Genomic DNA, 19,384 nt, shown 5'->3' on the forward strand with positions numbered 1-19,384 from the left:
TTTTACTCCTTAAATTCATAGAAACATACAGTGGTGTTTCCGTATTTTCTTTGGTCTATTAAAACAATGTCTTCATAACCTTCACAAATTTCTTCACCTGAATCTATTTTCGTTACAATCAAGCCATCTCTTTGTAGTAAATTATGTTTTTTAATAAGTTCTAGAGCTGGTGGAATCATATCTTTTGCATAAGGTGGGTCTATAAATATTAAATCAAATACCTTTCCTATTCTCCCAAACTCCTCTAAGTATTTGTATGAATCACCTTTATAAGATGTACAGAAATCTTCAAATTTTAAATTTTTAATATTTTCTTTTAAATATTTATAAGTTACGTCTCCCATGTCTATTAAATGACACTCTTTAGCTCCTCTACTTGCAGCCTCTAGACCTAGGCTTCCTGTACCAGAAAATTGATCTAAAACTATACTGCCTCTTACTTTATTTTGTATTATGCTGAAAATTGATTCTTTAACTCTATCTAGAGTAGGTCTAGTGCCCATCCCCTCTGGTGATAGTAACTTTCTTCCTTTAGCTTTTCCTGCAATTACTCTCATTTTTATCTCCTTTGACCTTAGTTAAAGCAAATATAACTAGTGCTTTTCTCTAAGTTAATCATTATTTCTTTAAGTATTCTTTTGTTTTCTTCATCCTTGTTATTAATAAATTTCTTAGCTTCCTGATTTGCTATTTTAAATAGTTGAAAATCCTCTGATAAATCACTAAGAATTAATCCATTTTCACCAGATTGTCTAAGTCCAAACATTTCTCCACTTCCTCTTAATTTTAAATCTTGTTCCGCTATATAAAAACCATCATTACTATTTTTCATTATGTCCATTCTCTTTTTAGTTGTTTCACTTTTTATATTAGCTACAAGAACACAATAAGATTTATGAGATCCTCTTCCAACTCTTCCCCTTAACTGATGCAATTGAGATAATCCAAACCTCTCTGCATTTTCTATAATCATAACCGTTGCATTAGGTACATTTACACCTACTTCAATAACTGTAGTGGATATTAACACCTTAATGTTTCCTTCTTTAAATTCACTCATAATTAAATTTTTGTCTTTATTACTCATTTTACCATGGAGAATGGCGATTTCCATACTTTTAAAGTAAGTTTTTTTTAGTTCTTCATATAATGCTGTTACAGAACTTAATTTCATATCTTCATTTTCTTCAACCAATGGACAAACTACATAAATCTGTCTTCCTTTTTTTATCTCCTCTAAAGCAAAGTTATATATTCTCCCCTTTTCCTGAGTAGATAAATAATAGGTATCAATGGGTTTTCGCCCTGGTGGTAAAGTATCTATTATCGATACTTCTAAATCTCCATAAAGATATAAACATAAAGTCCTTGGAATAGGTGTAGCACTCATTACAAGTACATCAATATCTTCACGCTTATTTCCAAATCTAGTTCTTTGACCAACACCAAATCTATGCTGTTCATCAGTTATTATAAGTCCTAAGTTTTTAAACTGGACATTATCTTCTATCAAAGCATGAGTACCTATTATTAAGTCTATCTCACCCTTTAATAACTTTTCTTTTATAAGGTTTTTATTTTTTTCTGTGGTACTACCTGTTAGTAACTCTATGGTAATATTAAAATCCTTAAAGACTTTTTCTGCCTCGTAGTAATGCTGTTTTGCCAATATTTCTGTAGGCGCCATCATGGCACCTTGATATCCATTCATAATAACATTAAAAAGGGCAATAAAAGCAACTATAGTCTTACCACTACCTACATCTCCTTGAACTAATCTATTCATAGGACTAGGTTTCTTTTGATCTCTTAATATTTCTCTAACAGTTCTAGTTTGTGCATCTGTTAACTGAAAAGGCAACTTATCCTTTAAAGCTTTCAGATCCTTCGATATGGAAAAGGAGATTCCCTTAGAATTAATACTTCTATTTTTTAAGGCCATAAGCTTTAAAGAGTATGTAAATAACTCTTGAAACTTTAATCTTTTTCTTGCCTCTTCTAATAACTTTAAACTTTTAGGATTATGTATATTTCTTATAGCACTATCCAAAGACATAAAATCATGTTCATCCAAAATTGACTTTGGTAAATTTTCTTTTATTTTTACTGTGTTTAAAGTTTCTGTAACAATTTTATTTAAAAAAGTATTAGAAATATCGTCCCTTAAGGGATATCTTGCCATAATATCTGTACTCTCTGTAGTAGTATTCCTCATTATGGTTCCATTCTTAATTATAAAATCTCTACCTTGTTTCTCTATAATGCCACTTATAACATATCTACTGCCAATTCTAAAACTACTTTTCACATAGGGCTGATTAAACCATATTCCCTTAACTAATCTTCCCTTATGAATAAATCTAATGGTTGTAAGTATTTTGCCTGTTTTTGTCCTTATGTCAGGTAAAATTCTCTCCACTCCAACCTCTAAAATTATCTTCCCCTTAGAATCCACTTCATCTAAATCTTCAACAATAAAGATACTCTCATAATCCCTTGGAAAGTATAACAACAAATCTAAAATACTATATATTCCACATTTACTCAATTTCTCAGCCATTTTAGGCCCTACACCTTTAATTGCTGTAACACTACTATAAATATTCACCTTATCAACTCCATATGGCTAACATAGAAAAAAAGCCCTAAGGCTTTTATTCTACTGATGTAATAAAATAGTATAATGGTTGCTCACCATTAAAACATTGAACATCCATGTCTGGATATGCTTCTTCTAATTCTGATACCAACTGGTTAACCTTATCCTCTTCACAGTCTTCACCATAGAATATAGTAATAAGCTCGCTATCTTCATTTACCATGTTTTCTATAAGCTTTTTACATACAGCATATACATCCTGACCTATTTCATTTATTTTTCCTTCTAATAATCCTAGAATATCTCCCTCTTTAATATGTCTACCATTGTCTTCAGTATCCTTAACCGCATAGGTTACAGAACCAGAAGTAACTGTTTCTATAGTTTCATTCATAGCTGCTTCATTTTCTTCTGAAGAGCCATCTGGATTAAACATAGTTATAGCTGTAATTCCTTGAGGGATAGTTTTTGTAGGAATTACTATAACCTTTTTGTCTTCTATTAAATCTACAGCTTGTGTAGCTGCCATTATTATATTTTTATTATTTGGAAGAACAAATACTACCTCAGCATTAATTTTATTGATGCTATTAACTATATCCTCTGTGCTAGGATTCATAGTCTGACCACCTTCAATAACCTGATCTACGCCAAGATCTTTAAATATTGAAGAAATTCCATTACCTCTAGCTACAGTTACGAAACCATAAGCTTTAGGATCCTCTTTTACTTCTTCCACTACTGCATCATTGCTACTTTCATCTATTCCTAATAAAGATCTGTGTTGTTCTCTCATATTTTCAATTTTAATTTTTGAAAGATCTCCAAAGGTTACTGCTTTAGATAAAACTGCTCCTGGATCATTAGTATGAACATGAACCTTAGTTATATCCTCTAATCCTACAAGAACTAATGAATCACCTTGAGATTCAAGGAAATCTTTAAATTTGGGTATATCTTTTACTTCATTAAGTATGATAAACTCTGTGCAGTATCCAAATTTAATATCTTCAGGAGCCATGTTTAGCTCTGGAATATCATAATTATTTTCTGATTCACCTTCTAAATCATTAATTAAAGAAACTTCACTTTTATTTTTTAGAACTTCTAACATACCTCTTAATATTATTAATAATCCCATTCCACCAGCATCTACTACCTTAGCTTGTTTTAACTGTGGTAACATTTCTGGAGTCTTATCAAGCATCTTTTTACTTTCTTCACATACTTCTTCAAATAATTCAACTATGTTTTCAGCTTCACTGCAGATAGCAGCTTCTCCTGCCGCTCTAATTATAGTTAAAATCGTTCCTTCTGTTGGTCTCATAACTGCTTTATAAGCAAAATTTGAGCCTTCTACAAAAGAATTCTTAACTTCCTCTATAGTTGCCTCCTCTGCATTTTCAAGACCCTTTGCCATACCTCTTAGAATCTGAGAAAGAATAACTCCAGAATTTCCTCTAGCTCCCATTAAAGCACCCTTAGCTAACCTCTTAGATACTTCTCCTATACCCTTATTCTCTAAACCTTCTATTTCTCTAGCTGCAGCCTTAAAGGTTAAAGACATATTTGTTCCTGTATCTCCATCAGGTACTGGGAATACATTCAAGGAGTTTACATATTCTTTCTGCTTCTCTAATGCATTTGAAGCACTTTTTATCATATTTGAAAAATCACGTCCATTAATCTGTGTATATGCCACTTTATGTTCCCCCTTAAACTCTAATGCCTTGAATATTAACAGTAACTTGAGAAACCTTAACACCTGTAAGATTTTCTAAATTGTATCTAACTGTTTGTATTATATTATTAGCGATTACTGCAATTTTAGTTCCATATTCAACAATTATATATAGTTCTATAGCTATAGCATTCTCTTTTTGAGTTATTTTAACTCCTTTTGCTAGGTTTTCAGCTTTTAATAATTCCCATAAACCATCCTTAGCATTCTTTAAAGCCATGCCAACAACTCCATAGCATTCCATGGTTGATACACCTGCTATATTAGCTATTACATCTTCAGAATAGTATATATTTCCTATTTCAGTTGTTATATTAGCTTTCATAATCAATTCCTCCTTAATTATACCTTATAAACATTTTATATTAACTTAAGATTTAATTCAACTAATATAATTATATATATCATTGAATTTTATTATAACAATATGTATAATAAAATGGTATGTGTTTATTTTTCTTAATACTTGCAACAATCATAGTAATTATGTTAAAATAACTTGTGTTTGATTTATAGCAGTATGTTGAAATTTTGAGGAGGTGTAATATATGTCAAGAAGATGTGAAATATGCGATAAAGGTGTAGTTTCAGGAGTACAATTCTCTCACTCTCACCGTCAATCAAAAAGAAAATGGGCTCCAAACTTAAAAAAAGTTAAAGCTATAGTTAACGGTTCACCTAAGACAGTACACGTTTGTACTAGATGCTTACGTTCTGGTAAGGTTCAACGTGCCGTTTAATTGGTAAAAAAAATGCAACTACCTTTATAGTTGCATTTTTTTATGTGCAAAATTAATAACTATGTTTTTTTCTTACAAAAATTTTAACTATTTTAGATAAAAACTTAGGTAGTTTAATTACTCTTATAGTCACCCTTTAACCTCCTTAACCAATTGTTAGCAAAACTTATTCATTATAAACCATCCAGCACATATAATGGCACAACCTATGGCTACCATCCACCCCCAAAATGGAATTAGCATAGCTAATACTATCCCTGCTCCTACAGAACTAACAATAAGTCCCAACCTTTTAGTTGTCCTACTCCTCATACTTACTTCCCCCATAAGCCTTTTTAGTATCATTATATGTATTGACGTAAAAAGTGGTACATAAATAAAAAAATTACAATCATCAATTGTAATAATGACTGTAATCCTATATTTTAAATTTATATTTTATGAATTCTCACTACTATAAGACATCCTTTAGAAAAAGTTATGCTAACTTTTTCCTCCTCAAACTCATTAGATACAGTGAGATTGTTTCCTTGTGCTAGTTCAAAATTCTTTAATTTATATTTGACTCCCTCTATAGTTAAATCATGGGTATCTTCTAAATAACTAAATAGAGAAAATATATCCCCTTTTTTCCCAAAGATATTTGTAGGTTTATCTATAAGATAGATTTCATTATACTCATCTATTATACGACAATCTATTGATTTTTTTAAACCTTCATTGAGAATACATAAATTTGCATAGAAATGATCAATTCTCTTCCCCGTACATCCTAAAAAAATTATTTCTGTAGCTCCTAACTCCACTGCCTTATTAAAAGCTATATGACTATCTGTATAATCCTTCTCCTTTGGAAATCTAATGGTTTTAGAGCTATTACTTATTTCTATATACGTTTTTTCATCAATAGAGTCAAAATCCCCTAACAAATAATTTGGATGTATTTCATGATTTAAAAGAACGTTAGCGCCTCCATCAGCTGCTATAATTATAGACTTTTCATTTATATATTTATCTAAAATCTTTTTACTTGGAGGATCTCCTCCTCCAACTATAACTACTTGCATACTAAAACCCACTTTTTATATTACTTATATTTTTTTCTATTTCATTATTTTTGAATACTGCTGAACCCGCTACTATAGAATTAGCTCCACATTTTATAACTTTACTAACATTGGTTGCATCTATGCCACCATCTACTTGTATATATAATTCTTTATTATATTTATCCTTTAACTCTTTAACCTGTGATATTTTATCTACTGAATACTCTATATATTTTTGACCTCCAAATCCCGGATTAACTGACATGATAAGTACCATATCTAAATCTGGAATTAAGTTTTCTATCATAGAAACAGGAGTACCAGGATTTAATGCTACTCCAGCTTTAACTCCTAAGCTTTTAATATATTTTATAGTTCTGTCTATATGTCTATCAGCTTCATAATGAACTGTTATCATATCAGCTCCTGCATCTACAAAATCCTTTACGTATCTAGCTGGATCTTCAATCATTAAATGTACATCGAAAACTAAGGTTGTAAGATTTCTTATGGGTTTTATAACAGGCACTCCAAAGGATATGTTAGGTACAAACATACCGTCCATAACATCTATATGGACCCAATCCGCTCCATATTTTTCTATTTCTTTAACCTGTTCTCCTAACCTTGAAAAGTCTGCTGACAATATAGATGGTGATAATTTTATCATTTTCTATTCCCCCTACTAATAATTTCTTCTAATGTTTTTATGTAGAATTCATATCTACTTTTATTTATTTGTCCAGATTCTACCTTTTGTTTTACTATACAACCTGGTTCTTTATAATGAACACAGTTATTAAACTTACATCCATCTTTAAACTCTTCAAATTCTGGAAATAGATGTTGTAGTTCTTCTTTATCTATGAAATCTAATTCCAAGGAAGAAAATCCTGGTGTGTCAACTAAAAATCCATCTTCTATCCTTATAAGTTCACTATGCCTAGTTGTATGTTTTCCTCTTTTTAGTTTATCACTAATATCACCAATTTTCATAGCATCTCTACCTAAAACTTTATTCAGTATAGTAGATTTACCAACTCCAGAAGGCCCACAAAATACAGTAATATTCCCCTTTATCTTTTCCTTTAACTGTTCTATGCCAACACCATGTTTTCCTTGTACATACATTATTTCATATCCAGCTTCATTTAACATATTACCTATTTCCTTGCTATAATCACTTTCAATGTCCATTTTATTAAAGCAAATAATAGGTACTACATGATTATACTCACATAAAACTAGAAATTTATATAATAAGCTTAAATTCAAATCTGGATTCTTACTAGTAACTACTACAAAGGCTTGAGTTACATTAGCAACGGCAGGTCTTATAAGTTGGTTTTTTCTCTTTAATATTTCCGTTATAACACCCTTCCCATTTTCTTCTTCTATGATTACCTCATCACCAATCATAGGAGTTTCACCCTTATGCCTAAATTTTCCTCTAGCCTTACACTCTATAACTTTTTCTTCAACATCTACATAGTATAATCCACCAATTCCTTTAACTATTAAACCTTGCATATATTCCTCCTAAATTTTAACTAATCCTTAGGCAAGTTTAAAACTTACCTAAGGATTATTAACTCATTGGTTAAGGTTCTTTATCTTCGTCATCATCGCCGCCTATATTAGGGGCTTTTATTTGAGCTATAAGATTTATAGTACTTCCTTTATCTAACTTATTACCTTCAGGTACATCTTGACTTATTATAAGACCTTTTCTATCTCCAGTAACAGTTATTCTAACTCCAAGTGAGTTAGCTGTTGCTTGTGCATCTTCAATGGTTCTTCCAATAAAATTAGGTACTTGAACCTTGCCTTCATTTGGATCCTTATATTGATAATAATTAACACTTATTTTTTCATTTTCTTGTACTGAAGTGAGAGCAGGTTCACTTTGGTTGAATATCTTTCCATCTCTACTTTTATCATCAGTTATTACTGCAGTAGTAGGTCCAAGTTTTAGATTTACTACGGCTAATACTTGCTCTGCTTCTTTTAGTGTTAATCCAATGAGATCTGGTACTTGTGTCTTCTTAATCTTAGAACCTTTACTTATAACTATATCTACTGTATCACCTTTTTTAACCTTAGTCTTTGCTACTGGATTGGTACTTATTACTGCACCTGCTTCTATTTCTTCAGAATAGTCTTCTGTTATCTTTCCCACCTTAAGTCCTTGAGTAACTATATGGTCTTGGGCAACACTTTTACCCAGTTTCACAACATCTGGTACCTCAATCTCTCCTGGTCCTGTACTAATCCTTACTCTAACTTCACTTTCTTTTTTTACTGCAGTACCTTCTGATGGAAATACTGCAATTATAGTTCCAGCTGGCTTATCACTAGCTTCCTCTCCTAAGACTACATAAGTTAATCCTAACTTTTCTACAGCATCTTTAGCTTCATCTGCTGTAAGTCCAATTATCTTTGGAACCTTTAATTCGTCTTTTTTAACATTGGTGTTACCTTTATTATATATACTAGTACCTACAAATACACCTAAGAGAATAGTTAATAAAAGAGCCCCTCCAACTATTAATACCTTTTTCCAAGTGCTAGTTTTTCTTTTTTCGCCATCATAATCTTCATAATCCTCGTCTTCTTCCTCTTCTTCCTCATCATCCATATCCTTATTGGTTAATTTCTTTCCAAGGTTGCTGGCATACATAGTATTTTGAATTTGGGTTGCATCCATTACTGTAGTATAATCATTATCCATATTTGATGGTGTTACTATATACTTATTATTATTCTCTATTCTCATTAAATCTATTAACATATCTGTTACATTATTATATCTTTTTATAACTTCCTTCTGGGTAGCCTTAATTACCAAATTATTTAGACTATCTGGTACTTCAGGAACTAAAACCTTAGGAGGCACAATAGTATCTTGTATATGTTTAAGTGCAACCGCTACAGCACTTTCTCCATCAAATGGAACTCTTCCTGTTAGCATTTCATATATCACAATTCCAAAAGAATAGATATCTGTTCTATTATCAACTATCTTTCCTTTGGCTTGCTCAGGAGAGAAGTAATGTGCAGAACCAATAACTTTATTAGTATGAGTTATTGTATCAGATGAAGTAGCTTTCGCTATTCCAAAATCTGTAACCTTAATTACACCTTCTTCATTTATTAATATATTGTGAGGTTTTATATCTCTATGGATAATTTTATTTTTATGAGCGCATTCTAAAGCTTTCGCAATTTGTATTGAAATCTTTAAAGTTGAGTCCATAGAAAGAGGTGCATTTTCTCTTATGTATTCTTTTAAAGTTTTTCCATTCACTAATTCCATTACAATATAATTAATATTTTCTTCTGAACCCACATCATAAATATTAACTATATTACTATGGGAAAAGGTTGCTGTAGCTAAAGCTTCTCTTCTAAATTTCTCCATAAATTCACTATTATTAGAGTACTCTGGCTTTAGTATTTTTATTGCTACAAATCTATTTAAAATTCTACATTTAGCCTTATATACTACTGCCATACCCCCTTCGCCAATCTTTTCTATGAGTTCATATCTATTTCCTAACATAGTTCCTATCATCTGCACTCCCACTCTCCTTTAAAAATGATGATAGAAATATTATCTCTTCCACCATTTTTCTTACTCATGTTTATTAGTTCCATACATTGATTGCCATTATAACCTTGTAAAACTCTAAAAATATCCTCCTCACTTACTTCATTAGTAAGTCCATCACTACAAAGAAGAATTTTAGAAACCCCTCTTATATCTAAACTGTAGTAATCTGCCGTCACTACTGGATTAGTTCCTAAAGCTCTTGTTATAACATTTTTATTAGGATGATTCTTAGCTTCCTCATTAGTTATTGTTCCATTATCTAATAGTTCTTGTACCAATGAATGATCTTTTGTAACCTTAACAAGCTGTCCATCCTTTAAAATATATCCTCTACTATCTCCTATGTTTACCATAGTTAAGTTATTTCCTCTCACAAAAGCTCCCACAAGAGTAGTTCCCATTCCATTACAACTTTCGTTTAACAAGCTTTCTCTATATATTTTTCTATTAGCACTTAGGATTGCCTCATTTAAAATTTCCTCTTCTGACCTATCCTTTTTATGATTAATTACATATTCAATAATGGTATCTATAGCAATCTTACTAGCAACTTCACCAGCATTATGCCCTCCCATACCATCGGCTATTACAAAAATACCGAAATCTTCTTCTTCATAGTAACCAACGGAATCTTCATTAAAAGTTCTTTTATTTCCAACATCCGTTTCTATTCCTAACAATCTCCCCATTAAAAACTACAACTCCCTTTTTTCTATATAACTTTTTCTCAGCTGACCACAAGCAGCATTTATGTCTAAACCCATTTCTTTTCTAACAGTAGTTTCAATCCCATGTTTCATTAAAATATCTCTAAAGCACTTAACTTGCTCCTCATTTGATTTTTTTAAATCATTTTCATCTATTTCATTTATTGGAATTAAATTTACATGACATAACATACCTCTTATTAATTTTACTAATTGCTCAGCTTGCTCTTTAGAGTCGTTTACCCCCTTTACTAATGCATATTCAAAGGTAATTCTTCGACCTGTTTTATCAATATAATATTTACAGCTATCAATAAGCTCAGCTATAGAATACACCTTAGCAATAGGCATAGTTTTCACACGCAACTCATCATTAGGAGCATGTAATGAAATTGCTAGTGTTATCTGTAAATCTAAATTTGCTAAGATCTTTATCTTAGGCACAATTCCACATGTAGAAAGAGTTATATGACGTTGTCCTATATTAAGTCCATACTGAGAATTTACATCCCTAATAAATTTTACAACATTACCATAGTTATCTAACGGTTCTCCACTTCCCATAAGTACAATATTTGAGATTCTCTCCCCAAGTTGTTTTTGTGAAACCATAATCTGACCTAACATTTCTCCACTACTTAAACTTCTAACAGCTCCTCCAATGGTTGAAGCACAAAACTTACAACCCATATTACATCCTACCTGAGTTGATATGCATATAGAATTTCCATGATTATACTGCATAACCACTCCTTCAACTATATTACCATCATGTAAAAGAAATAAATGCTTGCGAGTATCACTATTTTTAGAACTATATGTTTCTACTATTCTAGGTATTCCTATAAAAAAATTTTTTTCTAATTTTTTCAAAGTATCTTTAGATATGTTAGTCATATCTTTGAAGTCCCAAACTTCATTATAAATCCAAGAGAATACTTGTTTAGCTCTAAATTCTTTTTCACCATTTTCTTTCATCCATGATTTAAGTTCTTCTATATCTAAATCTAATATATTTTTCATTTCTACTCCTATTTATTTCTACGAATTTTTGCTATAAAAAATCCATCCATATATTCATTAGGCAACACTGTTACAGAACCCGTTTCGTCATAGACCAGATTTTCCACCTGTCCAAAGTTTAAAGGTTCTACACTAAAATCTTTAAAATTACTTAAAAACCAATTTATATTTCCTTGATTTTCTACTTTATTTATAGTACAAGTTGAATATAAAATTATTCCATCTGGTTTTACATATTTAGCTGCATTCTTCATTATTTCACGTTGAACTGTTATTAAAGATTTTAATTCTTTCTCTTTTTTTGTATATTTAATTTCTGGTTTTTTTCTTATTATTCCTAGGCCAGAGCAAGGTACATCTATAAGCACTCTATCTCCCACCGCAATTAATTCTTTGCATTCTTTAGTAGCATCTAATATATCTAATTCAATGTTTGTTAGTCCTAATCTTTCACTATTACTTCTTATAAGTTCTAGCTTATGATCATAAATATCAAAAGCCTTAACTATACCTGTATTATCCATTATTTCAGCTATATGAGTAGTTTTTCCTCCTGGAGCACTACATAAATCTAATATAGTCATATGCTCTTTTAAATCCATACTAGGTGCTACTAGCATAGCACTTTCATCTTGAACTGTGATAGCACCTTTCTTAAACAGTGGATTTTCCTCTACACTCTTCCCTCTTACGATTCTTATGGCTTCAGGACATATAGATCCCTCTTCTACGTTGTAAGCATTTTTTTCCAACTCATGAAAAACCTGTTCAAAATCTCCCTTTGTGGAGTTTACTCTAACTGTAACAGCAGGTCTTTTATTAAGCCCATCTAGTATCTTTTCTCCAACTACCTCTCCATATTGCTCAATAAATAATTTTACCATCCATTGAGGAAAAGAATATGAAAATGCTAATCTTTCATTAATATTTTCTTTATTATAATAATCTTTATTCTTATTTCTTAAATAACTTCTTAATACACCATTTACTAATTTGGAAGCTCCCACAGACACATTAGCTTTAGCTAAATTAACGCCCTCATTTACTGCTGCAAACTCAGGTATTTTATCTAAATATCTAAGCTGATATATACAAACCCTTAATAAATTTAAAATATATTTATCTGTTTTGTCAAATTTTTTTTCTAAAAAAGTCTTAAGTATTTTATCAATTGCATACCTATATTTTATAGTACCATAAACAAGTTCTGTAGCTAATGCTTTATCTTTATCTCCAAGATTACATTGACTAAGGTTGTTGTTTAAAACAATATTGGAATAAGCCTTATTTTCAAAGACTTGCATTACTGTATTTATTGCTACTTCTCTAGCACCTATCATTCATATCATCCTATCTACGATTTCTAGTGTTTATCCATTTTCCTACTAATCATTTCTATTTCTTATAGCAATGAGTCTTAAAAGCTGTGCAATAGCTGTAACTGCTGCTGCTACATAGGTTAATGCTGCTGCAGTCAAAACATTTTTAGCTCCCTTTACTTCATCTTCATAAAGTATATTCCTTGCACTTAATATGGCTACAGCTCTACTGGATGCATTAAACTCTACAGGCAGTGTAACTATCTGAAAAAGAACTGCTGCTGAGAATAATATAATACCAAAGTTAACTAATGGAGTAAAAGACATTACAATTCCAATAAAGAATAATATCCATGAAGCTTGGGAGCCTATATTAGCAATTGGTACTAAAGCTGTTCTTATTTTAATTGGTGCATATCCTTCTTTATGTTGAATAGCATGACCTATCTCATGGGCAGCTACACCTATAGCTGCCAGTGATGTACCGTTGTATACATCTGTTGATAATTTTACCACCTTTTTACTAGGGTCATAGTGATCTGTAAGGTGACCCCCTGTAACTAATACTGGAATATCAAAAAGTCCGTAGGCATCTAATATCATTCTAGCTACTTGACTTCCAGTATATCCATTTCTACTATATACTTGTGAATACTTTGTATAACTACTTTTTATTTTCATCTGCGCCCATATTGAAATGATAAGAGCTGGTATAAGAATAATCATCGTTCTGTCAAAAAAACTTCCATAATAATATCCCATATATATTTCTCCTTATTTTATTTAATTAATTTTTACTCTTCTTTTGAACTTTTTAATAATATATTATCTTCAATAGAATTTCCTTTTATATATTCTTCTACTCTTAAAGGCTTTTTATTAGGAAATTGAACCTTAGTTATTAATATATTATTATCTTCAGTTGAAACCAACATTCCTTCTTTATCAACTTTTAAAATAGTCCCTGGAGTTTTAGAAGACTTCTCGTTAGTAAGTCTAGTTTCAATTACCTTCATAGGCTCATCTTTATAATAAGTATAAGCTATTGGAAAAGAGTAAAGTCCTCTTACAAAATTATGTATGTCTTTAGAACTTTGATTCCAATTAATCTTTGCCATCTCTTTATTCAGCATACTGGCATAACAACTTTCACTTTCTCCTTGCTTTATTGGAGTTATCCTGTTATTATAAAGGCCTTCTATAGTTTCAATTAAAAGCTCAGCCCCACTGTTCATAAGTTTATCATGGAGCTCTGCAGTAGTCATATTTTCTGTAATCTCTACTTTGTTCTTTAACAACATATCTCCTGTATCTAAACCAATATCCATTAGCATGGTGGTATTTCCGCTTTCCTTTTCTCCCTTCATAATAGCATAATGAATTGGTGCTGCACCTCTATATTTAGGAAGTAATGAACCATGAAGGTTTATACATCCATATTTAGGTATATCTAAGACTTCCTTAGATAGAATTTGACCAAAGGCTACAACTATTATGAAATCTAAATTCATATTTTTTAATTCTTCTATTAAACTTTTTTCATTTTTTAATTTTTCTGGTTGATATACTTTTATATCATGGTTAAGTGCTACCTGTTTTACTGGTGACATTGCCACAGATTTTCCTCTTCCTTTAGGTCTATCTGGCTGAGTAAGTACTGCCTTAACTCCATATTTTTCAATAATTGCTTCTAAGGATGGCACTGCAAAATCTGGTGTACCTATAAATACTATATTCATCTTCATACCTCCTATTTCACTGTCTTATCAGTATATAATATTCCATTTAAATGATCTATTTCATGACAAAGAGCCCTTGCTAGAAGATCCTCCCCCTGAATTTCAATAGAATTTCCATCTCTGTCTTCAGCTTTAACTTTTACATATTTGGGTCTTATAACATTTCCTTGTTTACCTGGTACACTTAGACATCCTTCTACATCTTTAACTTCACCATTAGCCTCAACAATCTCTGGATTAATAAGTATTATTGGTCCATCACCAATATCTATAACCACCACTCGCTTTAAAATACCTACTTGTGGTGCTGCAAGACCTACTCCATTAGCTTCATACATAGTATCTAGCATATCATCAATTAATATTTGTGTTCTTTCATCAATATTTTTAACTACCTTACTAATCTTCCTTAAAATTGGGTCTTCATTAATTCTTATATTTCTTAATGCCATAATCATTCTCCCTTACAGTAAATTATTTGGATTTATATCAATACCAATTCTTATATTTTTATAATTAATCTGTTCATAGACTAAATTTTTTATATCCATAGCATAATTATCATCAAAATCACCTTTAATTATAATTTGCCATCTATACAAACTTTTTATTTTAGAAACCCCACAAGGACATGGTCCTAATAACTCAATTTTATCACTTCCATAGTTTTTTATCCTTACTTTATCTGCTAAACTTTGTATACTTTTTATTAAATGTTCCTCATTTTCACTACTTAAATTTATACACAGAATCTTAGAAAAAGGTGGATACTCCCTTAGCTTTCTAATAATTATTTCTTCTTCATAAAAACTTTTATAATCATTTGCAGCAGCATAAACTATACTATAATTATCTGGATTATAAGTCTGAAGTATTACCTTTCCAGCCTTATTCCCTCTACCTGCTCTCCCAGCTACTTGAGTTACTAATTGAAAAGTCTTTTCTGCAGCTCTATAGTCCGGTAGATTTAAAGACAAATCTGCAGCAATTATTCCTACTAGAGTTACTTCTTTAAAATCCAAGCCCTTAGCAATCATTTGAGTACCTATTAACACATTATGCCTTTTTGCAGAAAAGTCTTTATATATTTTTTCATAAGAATCTTTTCCCCTTGTAGTATCAAAATCCATTCTAAGAGGTTTACTATCTAAAAAGGTCTTTCTAACACTATGTTCTAATTGCTCTGTGCCTACTCCAAAATATTTCACATATTTACTTTTACATTTTGGACAAGTTTTTAATGCTCTTTGCTTTGCTCCACAATAGTGACAAGTTAAATTGTTATCATTATGATAGGTAAGAGAAATATCACAATTATCACACTTAAATACGTAACCACACTCTCTGCAAGATACAAAAGTAGAATATCCTCTTCTATTTAAAAACATTATGGCTTGCTCTTTTTTTTCTAAGCATGCTGTCATTTCTTCATAAAGTCTTCTACTAAACATAGACTTATTTCCTTCTTTTAGCTCTTCTCTCATATCCACTATCTCTATAGTTGGAAGATTAGCTCCATCGGCTCTGTGATTTAAAGTAATTATATCATATTCACCTTCTGTAGCCTTATAATAAGTCTCAATGGAGGGTGTAGCAGATCCTAACACCACTTTACATCCTTCAATTTCAGCTTTTAAACTAGCTATATCTCTTGCATGATATTTGGGGTCACTATCTGATTTATAGCTAGTTTCATGTTCCTCATCTATAACAATAAGACCTAAATTAGAAAAAGGAAGAAAAATTGCAGATCTAGCACCTATGGCTACTTTAACATTTCCTGTTTTTACTCTCATCCATTCATCAAATCTCTCACCTATAGATAACCTACTATGAAATATAGCAATATCTCTTCCAAACCGTCCTTTAAACCTTTCAACCATTTGAGGAGTTAAGGCAATTTCCGGAATTAATATTATAGAATCTTTATTTTTTTTAATCATCTCTTTTACTAGGTTCATATATATCTCAGTTTTTCCACTACCAGTTATACCATGAATAAGAAATTTATTACTACTACTTTGGGATAATATAGTATCAACACATCTTTGTTGAATTGAATTTAATATTTTTTCCTCATATTTTTTATATACATTTTCATTATACCTATTAACTATAGTTTTTTTAACATCTAAGAATCCATTCTTAATTAATGTATTAATCCTAGACAAAGAAAATTTAAACTCACCAGTAAGTTCTGTCTTATTATAAATTCCATTATGTTCTCCTATAAAACTCACAATATTTATATATTCTTCTTTACTATATTTTTCTGTTAATGGTCTACCAATAATTACACTATTTTTAGTTTTAAAGGTTGTTCCTTTAGTTATTCCACTGGGAATCATAACTTTTATACATTCTAAATAAGTACATAAATACTTCCTTCTCATTATTTCTATAAGACGTATATTATCCTCCGTAAGAAATTCCATACTGTCATCTATATCAACAATTTCTTTCAATTTAGTATTATCATCTATATCATAAAATATATCAACTATAAATCCATATATTTTCTTATTTCCATTTCCAAAGGGAACTGTAACCATTCTGCCTTTTTTTACTTTACCATATAAGCTTTCAGGCACCTTATATGTAAATATTTTATCTACTTTTACAGCTTCATTATTTACGATAATTCCTAAATACACTTTTAGCCCCCTTCTAGAGGTGTCTACCTCCATTCTAAATTAGCTATTAACCATATCTTCTTTTTTAAACCCATTAGATATATTATATAAATAAATAATAAAAAAAGCGACTTAGTCGCTCTTTTTATTTATTGTTTAAAATCATATTAAAAAGCTCATGTCCAACTAATCTTTTACTCATATTATCAAGAGATATTTCTTTCCCATCTCTATTTATAACAGTAACCCTATTAGTATCACTTCCAAAGCCTGCATTACTTTCAGTTATATTATTAGCTACAATATAATCAAGATTTTTCTTTTTTAGCTTTATGTGAGCATTTTCTATTACATCGTTACTCTCAGCTGCAAATCCAACTAAGATTTGGTGTTTTTTCAGGGTTCCTAGTTCCTTTAGAATATCGTTATCTCTTTCTAGTTCTATATTTAAATTACCTGGTCCCTTTTTTATCTTCTTATCTGAATAAGTCTTAGGTTTATAATCGCTTACTGCTGCAGATTTAACCACAATATCACTAGTATCAAATTCTGCTTTAACTGCCTTTAACATTTCTTCATTGGTTTCTACTTTTATGATTTTAACTCCTAATGGTGCTTTTATACTGGTAGGACCACTGACAAGAACCACTTCTGCTCCCCTGTCTCTAGCCTCTTCAGCAATTGCATATCCCATCTTACCAGTAGATCTGTTAGTTAAAAACCTTACTGGATCTATATTAGCTCTAGTAGGTCCTGCTGTTACTAGCACTTTTTTACCTACTAGGTCCTTTGGTTCATGAAGATGTGATAAAACCACTTCTGCAATTTCTTCTGTGTCAGCAAGTTTTCCATTTCCTACATCTCCGCAAGCTAATCGCCCACTACTAGGATTTATAAACTCATACCCATAACTTTTCAATTTTTTAATATTTTCTTTAACTATGGGATTGTTATACATATTAGTATTCATAGCTGGTGCAAAGATTACCTTTGCATTAGTAGCCATAATAGTAGTTGATAACATATCATCAGCAATGCCATTTGCTACTTTACCTATAATATTTGCTGTAGCTGGAACTACTACTAGTATATCCGCTTTTTTAGCTAAAGATATATGCTGAATTTCAAAAACCTTAGGTTCATCAAACATATTCTTTATTACTGCATTTTGACTTAATGATTGAAAACTTAATGGAGTAACAAACTCACAAGCTGACTTTGTCATAATAACGTCCACATTTATATCTTTCTTTTTCAATCTGCTTATAACATCTAGAGCCTTATAGACTGCAACTCCACCTGTTACTCCAATAACTACATTTTTCTTACTCATCTAAATTTGAGCCTTCTTCCGCTTCTTCATTTACTAGTTCAACTTCTTGAACCTTAGTAAACTTATCATCTGCCTCTCTAATTTCTATAATCCCTTGTTTAACTTCATTAATAGCAATAGTTAATGGCTTTGCACCTACGCCTTGTACTTTTGGCTCTTCACCGTCAATTATTTTTCTTGCTCTTCTTGAAGTAGATACTACTAATGAATATCTGTTATCCACTTTTTCTAATAATTCCACAATAGATGGATTAATCATTGAATTGCTCTTTGAATTACTCATATCTTTTAGAACCTCCCTAATAGCTCATCTTTAATTTTAAATACTCTACATTTTTCAGCGACTATTATACTTTCAATTTTTTTAACTGCATCTTCAACCTTATCATTTACAACGGCATAGTCATATTTAGATGCAAAGCTTATTTCATCATAAGCACATTCCATTCTAGTCTTTAATGACTCTGGAGTTTCGCTTCCTCTATTTGTTATTCTATTCCTAAGTTCTTCCATAGATGGAGGCATAATAAATATAAATATTCCTTTAGGATATGAAGATTTAATTTTTAATGCACCTTGTATATCTATTTCTAATATTACATCCTTACCTTCTTCTAACATCTTTAAAACCTCAGATTTAGGTGTCCCATAAAAGTTACCATAAACCTCTGCATATTCCAGAAAATCTTCTTTATCAATCCTATTTAAAAACTCATCTCTCTCTATAAAGAAATAATTTACTCCTTCTACTTCACCTTCCCTTGGCTTACGCGTAGTGCAAGATGTAGAAATCCATATTGGACTTTTTTCAATTAGTGCCTTACATACAGTCCCTTTGCCTGCTCCTGATGGTCCAGATATAACTAATAATTGTCCTTTACTTCCCAT

At 30.9% G+C, this 19,384-nt stretch carries 19 protein-coding genes and 1 pseudogene; 1 reads left to right on the forward strand and 19 read right to left on the reverse strand.

Features of this window, described 5'->3' with window-relative positions:
• Positions 1 to 2 precede the first annotated feature (2 nt).
• Genes rsmD through B2S02_RS05160 form a run of 4 tightly spaced genes read right to left on the reverse strand, consistent with a single transcriptional unit; the run spans position 3 to position 4,665 of the window.
• Complete coding sequence (gene rsmD, locus B2S02_RS05145; protein ID WP_035132725.1) at positions 3 to 557, reverse strand: 16S rRNA (guanine(966)-N(2))-methyltransferase RsmD; 555 nt, start codon at positions 555 to 557, stop codon at positions 3 to 5.
• 17 nt (positions 558 to 574) lie between these two features.
• Positions 575 to 2,608 (reverse strand): ATP-dependent DNA helicase RecG, encoded by a 2,034-nt coding sequence (gene recG, locus B2S02_RS05150; RefSeq protein WP_346848346.1) that lies wholly within the window; start codon positions 2,606 to 2,608, stop codon positions 575 to 577.
• A gap of 46 nt (positions 2,609 to 2,654) precedes the next feature.
• Entirely contained in the window at positions 2,655 to 4,301 is a 1,647-nt protein-coding gene (locus B2S02_RS05155) for a DAK2 domain-containing protein (RefSeq protein WP_346848345.1), read from the reverse strand.
• 13 nt (positions 4,302 to 4,314) lie between these two features.
• Positions 4,315 to 4,665, reverse strand: coding sequence for an Asp23/Gls24 family envelope stress response protein (locus tag B2S02_RS05160; RefSeq protein ID WP_147519512.1), 351 nt, complete (start codon positions 4,663 to 4,665; stop codon positions 4,315 to 4,317).
• A 223-nt stretch (positions 4,666 to 4,888) separates the two neighbouring features.
• Here B2S02_RS05160 and rpmB point away from each other — a divergent pair, with 223 nt between their 5' ends.
• The gene (rpmB, locus tag B2S02_RS05165; RefSeq protein WP_035132719.1) at positions 4,889 to 5,080 is read left to right on the forward strand and encodes a 50S ribosomal protein L28; all 192 of its coding nucleotides are present in this window, start codon (positions 4,889 to 4,891) and stop codon (positions 5,078 to 5,080) included.
• Positions 5,081 to 5,236: 156 nt separating this feature from the next.
• Here the strand turns inward: rpmB and B2S02_RS05170 are convergent, their stop codons facing one another.
• The 15 genes and pseudogenes from B2S02_RS05170 to gmk form a co-directional block, all read right to left on the reverse strand.
• Positions 5,237 to 5,392 (reverse strand): hypothetical protein, encoded by a 156-nt coding sequence (locus B2S02_RS05170; RefSeq protein ID WP_198028577.1) that lies wholly within the window; start codon positions 5,390 to 5,392, stop codon positions 5,237 to 5,239.
• Between the two features lie 119 nt (positions 5,393 to 5,511).
• The gene (locus B2S02_RS05175) at positions 5,512 to 6,147 is read right to left on the reverse strand and encodes a thiamine diphosphokinase (RefSeq protein WP_346878615.1); all 636 of its coding nucleotides are present in this window, start codon (positions 6,145 to 6,147) and stop codon (positions 5,512 to 5,514) included.
• Position 6,148: 1 nt separating this feature from the next.
• Positions 6,149 to 6,799, reverse strand: coding sequence for a ribulose-phosphate 3-epimerase (gene rpe, locus B2S02_RS05180; protein ID WP_346848343.1), 651 nt, complete (start codon positions 6,797 to 6,799; stop codon positions 6,149 to 6,151).
• Positions 6,796 to 7,659 (reverse strand): ribosome small subunit-dependent GTPase A, encoded by an 864-nt coding sequence (gene rsgA / locus B2S02_RS05185; protein WP_346878614.1) that lies wholly within the window; start codon positions 7,657 to 7,659, stop codon positions 6,796 to 6,798. The genes rpe and rsgA overlap by 4 nt, the downstream gene beginning before the upstream one ends.
• 70 nt (positions 7,660 to 7,729) lie before the next feature.
• Positions 7,730 to 9,703 (reverse strand): Stk1 family PASTA domain-containing Ser/Thr kinase, encoded by a 1,974-nt coding sequence (gene pknB / locus B2S02_RS05190; RefSeq protein ID WP_346878962.1) that lies wholly within the window; start codon positions 9,701 to 9,703, stop codon positions 7,730 to 7,732.
• Complete coding sequence (locus tag B2S02_RS05195) at positions 9,700 to 10,431, reverse strand: Stp1/IreP family PP2C-type Ser/Thr phosphatase (RefSeq protein WP_207656761.1); 732 nt, start codon at positions 10,429 to 10,431, stop codon at positions 9,700 to 9,702. The genes pknB and B2S02_RS05195 overlap by 4 nt, the downstream gene beginning before the upstream one ends.
• Positions 10,432 to 10,437: 6 nt before the next feature.
• A complete protein-coding gene (gene rlmN / locus B2S02_RS05200; protein WP_346878613.1) occupies positions 10,438 to 11,472 on the reverse strand; it encodes a 23S rRNA (adenine(2503)-C(2))-methyltransferase RlmN in 1,035 nt (344 codons plus the stop codon).
• An 8-nt stretch (positions 11,473 to 11,480) separates the two neighbouring features.
• Positions 11,481 to 12,812, reverse strand: a complete 1,332-nt coding sequence (rsmB, locus tag B2S02_RS05205) for a 16S rRNA (cytosine(967)-C(5))-methyltransferase RsmB (RefSeq protein ID WP_346920385.1) — start codon at positions 12,810 to 12,812, stop codon at positions 11,481 to 11,483.
• 45 nt (positions 12,813 to 12,857) lie between these two features.
• Entirely contained in the window at positions 12,858 to 13,553 is a 696-nt protein-coding gene (locus tag B2S02_RS05210; protein ID WP_346848339.1) for a zinc metallopeptidase, read from the reverse strand.
• Positions 13,554 to 13,585: 32 nt separating this feature from the next.
• Positions 13,586 to 14,530 carry a methionyl-tRNA formyltransferase gene (fmt, locus tag B2S02_RS05215; protein ID WP_346878612.1) on the reverse strand — a complete coding sequence of 315 codons (945 nt, stop codon included), beginning with the start codon at positions 14,528 to 14,530 and terminating at the stop codon, positions 13,586 to 13,588.
• 11 nt (positions 14,531 to 14,541) lie between these two features.
• A complete protein-coding gene (gene def, locus B2S02_RS05220) occupies positions 14,542 to 14,982 on the reverse strand; it encodes a peptide deformylase (protein WP_346848337.1) in 441 nt (146 codons plus the stop codon).
• 12 nt (positions 14,983 to 14,994) lie between these two features.
• The gene (gene priA / locus B2S02_RS05225; RefSeq protein WP_346848336.1) at positions 14,995 to 17,217 is read right to left on the reverse strand and encodes a primosomal protein N'; all 2,223 of its coding nucleotides are present in this window, start codon (positions 17,215 to 17,217) and stop codon (positions 14,995 to 14,997) included.
• A 91-nt stretch (positions 17,218 to 17,308) separates the two neighbouring features.
• Complete coding sequence (coaBC, locus tag B2S02_RS05230) at positions 17,309 to 18,496, reverse strand: bifunctional phosphopantothenoylcysteine decarboxylase/phosphopantothenate--cysteine ligase CoaBC (protein ID WP_346848335.1); 1,188 nt, start codon at positions 18,494 to 18,496, stop codon at positions 17,309 to 17,311.
• Between the two features lie 61 nt (positions 18,497 to 18,557).
• Positions 18,558 to 18,779, reverse strand: a pseudogene (gene rpoZ / locus B2S02_RS05235) (DNA-directed RNA polymerase subunit omega); the annotation flags it as partial.
• Between the two features lie 5 nt (positions 18,780 to 18,784).
• Positions 18,785 to 19,384: a guanylate kinase gene (gmk, locus tag B2S02_RS05240; RefSeq protein ID WP_035132704.1), complete on the reverse strand. Its 600-nt coding sequence runs from the start codon at positions 19,382 to 19,384 to the stop codon at positions 18,785 to 18,787.

This window comes from Clostridium sp. UBA7339 (assembly GCF_002470865.1).
Lineage (GTDB): Bacteria > Bacillota > Clostridia > Clostridiales > Clostridiaceae > Clostridium_J > Clostridium_J sulfidigenes.